Below are 5,477 nucleotides of genomic sequence, written 5' to 3'. Positions count from 1 at the left end.
GGAAACGCCCGGTTACATTCCGAACCCGGAAGCTAAGCCTTACAGCGCCGATGGTACTGCAGGGGGGACCCTGTGGGAGAGTAGGACGCCGCCGAACAAATATTGAGAAAACCCCTGCCGGGTGACCGGCAGGGGTTTTCTGCGTTTATGGGTCGTTCAGGGCCCCGGCCCCTCCGGGGGTAATTGACGGGATTCAGATCAGAGGCGTCCGGCTGCTTTCAGTGCCAGATAGGCGTCTGCCAGGGCCGGCGCCAAGCTGTCCGGTGTCGCGTCGACGACCGTGACGCCGTGCCGACGAAGTTGATCGGCGGTGCGGTGGCGGTCCGTCTGGGCCTGGGCGGCTGCGGCGGCCTCGTAGACGGCGTCCGTGGTGCCCCGCGAGTTCGCCATGCCGTCGATGCGTGGATCGGCCACCGAGGCGACCAGGACCGTATGGCGTTGGGTGAGGCGGGACAGGACGGGGAGAAGGCCCTGTTCGACGGGGGCCGCGTCGAGAGTGGTGAGGAGGACGATCAGGGCTCGGCGGGGGGCCGTACGGAGCGCGGTCGCGGTGAGGCCTCGGGCGTCCGTTTCGACGAGTTCGGGTTCGAGCAGAGCCATGGCGTTCACCAGGGACGGAAGCATGTCACCCGCTGTGCGGCCCTGGACGAGGGCTCGTACACGGCGGTCGTAGGCCAGCAGGTCCACGCGGTCGCCGGCGCGGGAGGCGAGGGCGGCCAGGAGGAGGGCCGCGTCCATGGAGGCGTCGAGGCGAGGCGCGTCGCCGACGCGGGCTGCCGAGGTTCGGCCGGTGTCCAGGACGACGAGGATGTGGCGGTCCCGTTCGGGGCGCCAGGTGCGTACAGCCACCGAGGACTGTCGGGCGGTGGCTCGCCAGTCGATGGAGCGGGTGTCGTCGCCGGGGATGTACTCGCGGAGACTGTCGAACTCCGTGCCCTCGCCTCTGGTCAGGACGCTGGTGCGGCCGTCCAGTTCGCGCAGGCGGGCCAGTTTGGACGGGAGGTGCTTGCGGCTGGTGAACGGGGGGAGCACGCGTACGGTCCAGGGCGCTCGGTGGCTGCCCTGACGGGCGAAGAGGCCCAGGGGGCCGTACGAGCGGATCGTGACCCTGTCGGCCTGACGGTCCCCCCGGCGGGTGGGGCGCAGGCGGGTGGTGACGCGACGGCGCTCGCCCGGGGGGATCGTGAGCTGGTGGCGCGAGGCGGCCACTTCGGTGCCGGGGAGCCAGGTGCTGGGGGGCCAGGCGTCGCGAAGCTGGGCGCGCAGAGGACGGCTGGAGGGGTTGGTGACCGTGAGGGTGACGTCCGCGGTCTCGCCCAGGCGTGCGGAGGTGTCGCCGGAGCGCAGGAGGCCCAGGCGGCGCACGGGTGCGGCGAGGGCGTAGTCGCAGGCGCACGCCAGGGCCAGCGGGGCGTTCACGGCGAGGATGCCCGTCCAGCTGGGCTCCCAGATGCCGACGGGGAGGGTGCCGAGGGCCGCGAGGAGCGCGGCGCGTCCGGTGGGGGCCATCAGCGGGGCACGGGGACGTGGGCGAGGATCGCGTTGATGACCGAGTCGGCCGCCACGCCCTCCATCTCGGCCTCGGGGCGGAGCTGGACGCGGTGGCGGAGAGTCGGGAGCGCGAGTGCCTTCACGTCGTCGGGGATGACGTAGTCGCGGCCCGTGAGCCAGGCCCAGGCGCGGGAGGCCGCGAGGAGAGCCGTGGCGCCTCGGGGGGACGCACCGAGGGTGAGGGACGGGGATTCGCGGGTGGCTCGGCAGATGTCCACCACGTAGGCGGTGATCTCGGGGGAGATCGTGGTCTTGGCGACGGCGGCGCGGGCGGCTTCGAGGTCGGCGGCGTTCGCGACGGGGCGTACGCCGGCGGCCCGCAGGTCGCGGGGGTTGAAGCCCTCGGCGTGCCGGGTGAGGACGTCGATCTCGTCCTGCCGGGACGGGAGCGGGACCGTCAGTTTGAGGAGGAAACGGTCCAGCTGCGCTTCGGGGAGGGGATAGGTGCCCTCGTACTCGACCGGGTTCTGGGTCGCGGCGACCAGGAACGGGTCCGGGAGGGGGCGGGGGGTGCCGTCGACCGTGACCTGGCGTTCCTCCATGGCCTCCAGCAGGGAGGACTGGGTCTTCGGCGGGGTGCGGTTGATCTCGTCCGCGAGGAGGAGGTTGGTGAAGACCGGGCCGGGCTGGAAGGAGAACTCGGCGGTGCGGGTGTCGTAGACGAGGGAGCCGGTGACGTCGCTCGGCATCAGGTCCGGGGTGAACTGGACGCGCTTGGTGTCGAGATCGAGCGCGGATGCGAGAGCCCGCACGAGCAACGTTTTGGCCACCCCAGGGACTCCTTCTAGTAGGACGTGTCCGCGGCAGAGGAGGGCGACGACGAGGCCGGTCACGGCGGGGTCCTGGCCGACCACGGCTTTGGCGATCTCGGCGCGCAGGGCCTCCAGGGAGGCACGGGCGGCACCCGGGTCCCCGCTGGTCCCGGCGTTGTCAGTGGTCGGGTCCATCATGAACGGCGTACCTCTCTTTCGAGGGCGTCGAGTTGGTCGGTGAGTGCGATGAGGGCCTTGTCGTCGCCGGGCGGCGGGCCGAAGAGGAGGGCGTGCAGGGGCTGTCCGTCGCCGTGGAGGTGGGCGGACAGGGCGGGGAGCAGGGCCTCGGGCGTGTGGGCCCGGGAGACGGGGACGCCTACGAGGGGGGCGAGGCGCGTGCGGGTGGTGGAGCGAAGAGCGGCGGCCGCGCGGTCGCGGGCGTTGACCTTGCGGTAGAGGCGGGCGCGGCCTTCGACGGTCTCGGAGGCGCGGATCGCGACGGGGAGTTGTTCGGGCACCAGGGGGCCGAGTCGGCGTGCCCGCCACAGGGCGGCGAGGGCGCCGGCGAAGAAGAGTTGCAGGGTGCCCCAGAACCAGCCGGAGGGGAGCAGGTCGAAGAAGCTGCGGTTGCCCGCGTCGGGGGCCGAGTCGTCGGAGAGCGAGGGGAGGTACCAGACCACATGGGGGCGCGAGCCGAGGAGTTGGAGGGCGAGGGAGGCGTTGCCCTGCTCGTCGAGGCTGCTGTTGAGGAGGATGTCGGGGGCGCCGAGGACGACGGTGTCGCCGTCCCCGTCGGCAGCCGGGACGCGCACCAGGGTGGGCAGGCCGTCCTCGGGGTAGCAGGTGTCGGCCGCGCGGGCGGTGACGTGGTAGCGGAGGCCGCCGGTGTCGGCGCTGCCGGCGCGGCGGGCGGCGGGCAGCTCACAACGGGGCGTCAGGGTGGAGTCGAGGCTGAGGGCCGCGTCGGCGGTGATTCCGGGGGCGAGGGTGCTCACGGACGAGGGGCCGGGGGCGACGAGGACGGTGCGGCCGCCGGAGACCTCGGTCGCCTCGTGGAGTCGGCTCTGCTGGGAGTCGGTGAGCAGGTCGGGGACGGCGATCAGGAGCGTGGTGTCCGGGCCGGCGGCGGCGCGTGCCTCGTCGAGGGTGGTGACCAGCCGGGTCGACACGCCCCGGTCGTCGAGGAGTTCGGCGACGGCGCGGCTGCCGTCGGTGTCGGCGGAGCGTGGGTCCAGACGGCCGTGTTCGGAGCCGGAGCGGATCACCGCGATCACGACGGCCGCCGCCAGGAGGACGACCGCCGCGAGCACGACACCGCGCGCGCGGGTCCACACCTGACGGGCCGTGGGCGAGACCGAGGTGGAGGGCGACGTGGTCTCGGTGGTCATTCTGCGGCTCCCGGGTGGTTGCTCGGGGCCGTGCTCGCGGTGCTGGGGGTGCTGCTCGCCGGCGCGGGCCTGGTGCGCTCCAGGTCGGTGTCGAGGTCGGCGAGGCGGCGGTACGTTGCTTCGGCGGCGGACCGGCCGCCGTACGTGACGTCGTCGAAGTCTCGGGCGGCGGTGCGCAGTCGGTCCATGAGGGCGGGGAGCGCCGAGCCGGCCTCGGAGGCCGCCTCGTCGGCGGTGCGGCCGGGGCGTACGTCTAGCAGGGCGCGCTCCTCCAGGGAGCGGACGACGGCGCGCATGCGTTCCTGGACGGCCTGGTTCCAGTGGCCCTGGGCGGCCTGTGCCTCGGCGGCCGCGCGGTGTTCCGCAGCGCTGCGGGGGCGGTCGTCGAAGAGCACAGCGGAGGAGGTCGGAGTGCGGTGCGGGGTGCCGAGGCGCCACCACAGTGCCCCGAGGAGGGCGAGAACGGCCAGGACGATGACGACGAGGCCGAGCGTGCCTCCGGGGGTGGCGCCCGAGGTGGCGCCGAACACCTTGTCGAGCCAGTCCCAGAAGGCGTCCAGGGCGCGCTCGTACCAACTGGGGTCGTTCTCGTGGTACATGCCCTTGGACAGCTCACGACGGGCCGCCTCCCGCGCGGGATCGCGCGGGAGGGTGATGGGTGGCTCGTCCGCCGAGCGCCACGACAGCGGTACGGCTGCCAGTGCTCCCCCCGACCGTGTCACCCCATCAGCTCCCCGGGGTGGCGCCCTGGGCGTCGCCGTAGCCCTGGAGGCCTGCGGCGCGGCCCAGTTCGAGGTCGAGGGCCTCGCGGCGGATGCGCTGGTCGATGTAGAGGAGCACGGTGACACCCGCGCTGATCGGGAAGGTGAGCGTGGAGCCGATCACCGCGCCGACGCCGCTGATGACGAGGTAGGTCCAGCCGAGGGCGGTTCCGCCGGTGGCGAGGAAGCCGGAGAGGCCGTCGCCGTCGAGGGCCGCGCCCGCAAAGGAGAAGGGGATCACGACGATCGATGCCACGATCCAGGCGATGATCGTGGCGAGCAGTTGGATGCCGAGGACTCGCCACCAGGAGCCGCGCACCAGTTTGACGGAGCGGCTCATCGACTTGCGGACTCCCTGCTTCTCCAGCATCAGGGCGGGAGAGGCGAGCGAGAAACGGATCATCAGCCACACGGTGAGGACGAAGGCGCCGAGTCCGCCGAAGAAGGCGAGGAGTACGCCGCCGGCGGTGGTGCCCGCGGAGGCGAGGAGGATGCCGGGCAGGACGCCCGCGGCCATGATCAGACCGGCGACCAGGAGCAGCAGGACGGTCAGGCCGGCCAGCCGGAAGAGTTGCGGGCGGGCGTCCCGCCATGCCTCGGCGGTGGTGACGGACTTGCCGAGGACGGCGCGGCTGGTCACGGTCGTGAGCAGGGCCGTCGCGATGATGGTGCCGATCACCGAGATGACCATGACGACGGAGGTGCTCAGCAGGGTGTCGCCCAGGGCGCGGCCCACCTCGCCGGGTGTCGCGGTCGGGTCCGCGAGGACGTCCGAGCTCGCGGCGTCGTTGAGGACGAGGCCCTGGAGCAGGATGACCCCGATCTGGGTGATGACCGCGACGGTCAGGGAGATGCCCAGGACCGTGCGCCAGTGCGTGCGCATGGTGGAGACGGCGCCGTCGAGGATCTCGCCGATGCCGAGCGGGCGCAGCGGGATGACACCGGGCTTGGCGGCGGGCGGGGGGCCGCCCCAGCCGCCGCCCCAGCCGGGAGTGCCGTAGCCCGGGCGGGGGGCACCGTAGCCG

General features: G+C 72.9%; 5 protein-coding genes and 1 rRNA gene. 1 reads left to right on the top strand and 5 read right to left on the bottom strand.

The window, feature by feature from the left end; all coding sequences use genetic code 11:
• Window positions 1-97, top strand: a 5S ribosomal RNA gene (rrf, locus tag P1P70_RS39865); the annotation flags it as partial.
• 101 nt (window positions 98-198) lie between these two features.
• Here the strand turns inward: rrf and P1P70_RS39860 are convergent.
• The 5 genes from P1P70_RS39860 to P1P70_RS39840 all read right to left on the bottom strand — a co-directional run.
• Window positions 199-1,509: a DUF58 domain-containing protein gene (locus tag P1P70_RS39860; RefSeq protein ID WP_319246672.1), complete on the bottom strand. Its 1,311-nt coding sequence runs from the start codon at window positions 1,507-1,509 to the stop codon at window positions 199-201.
• Window positions 1,509-2,498: a MoxR family ATPase gene (locus P1P70_RS39855; protein WP_319246675.1), complete on the bottom strand. Its 990-nt coding sequence runs from the start codon at window positions 2,496-2,498 to the stop codon at window positions 1,509-1,511. Before P1P70_RS39855 ends, P1P70_RS39860 begins: the two co-directional genes overlap by 1 nt.
• The gene (locus tag P1P70_RS39850; RefSeq protein WP_319246669.1) at window positions 2,498-3,691 is read right to left on the bottom strand and encodes a DUF4350 domain-containing protein; all 1,194 of its coding nucleotides are present in this window, start codon (window positions 3,689-3,691) and stop codon (window positions 2,498-2,500) included. The genes P1P70_RS39855 and P1P70_RS39850 overlap by 1 nt, the downstream gene beginning before the upstream one ends.
• The gene (locus tag P1P70_RS39845; protein ID WP_319246666.1) at window positions 3,688-4,413 is read right to left on the bottom strand and encodes a DUF4129 domain-containing protein; all 726 of its coding nucleotides are present in this window, start codon (window positions 4,411-4,413) and stop codon (window positions 3,688-3,690) included. Before P1P70_RS39845 ends, P1P70_RS39850 begins: the two co-directional genes overlap by 4 nt.
• Window positions 4,414-4,417: 4 nt before the next feature.
• Window positions 4,418-5,477: glycerophosphoryl diester phosphodiesterase membrane domain-containing protein (locus P1P70_RS39840; protein WP_319246663.1), on the bottom strand; the 1,060-nt coding region annotated here is incomplete at its 5' end.

Origin of the sequence: Streptomyces sp. MB09-02B, from assembly GCF_033794485.1 — a bacterium.
GTDB lineage: Bacteria > Actinomycetota > Actinomycetes > Streptomycetales > Streptomycetaceae > Streptomyces.
Note: the sequence above shows the minus strand (reverse complement) of the source record. Positions and strands in the feature narration are given on the sequence as shown.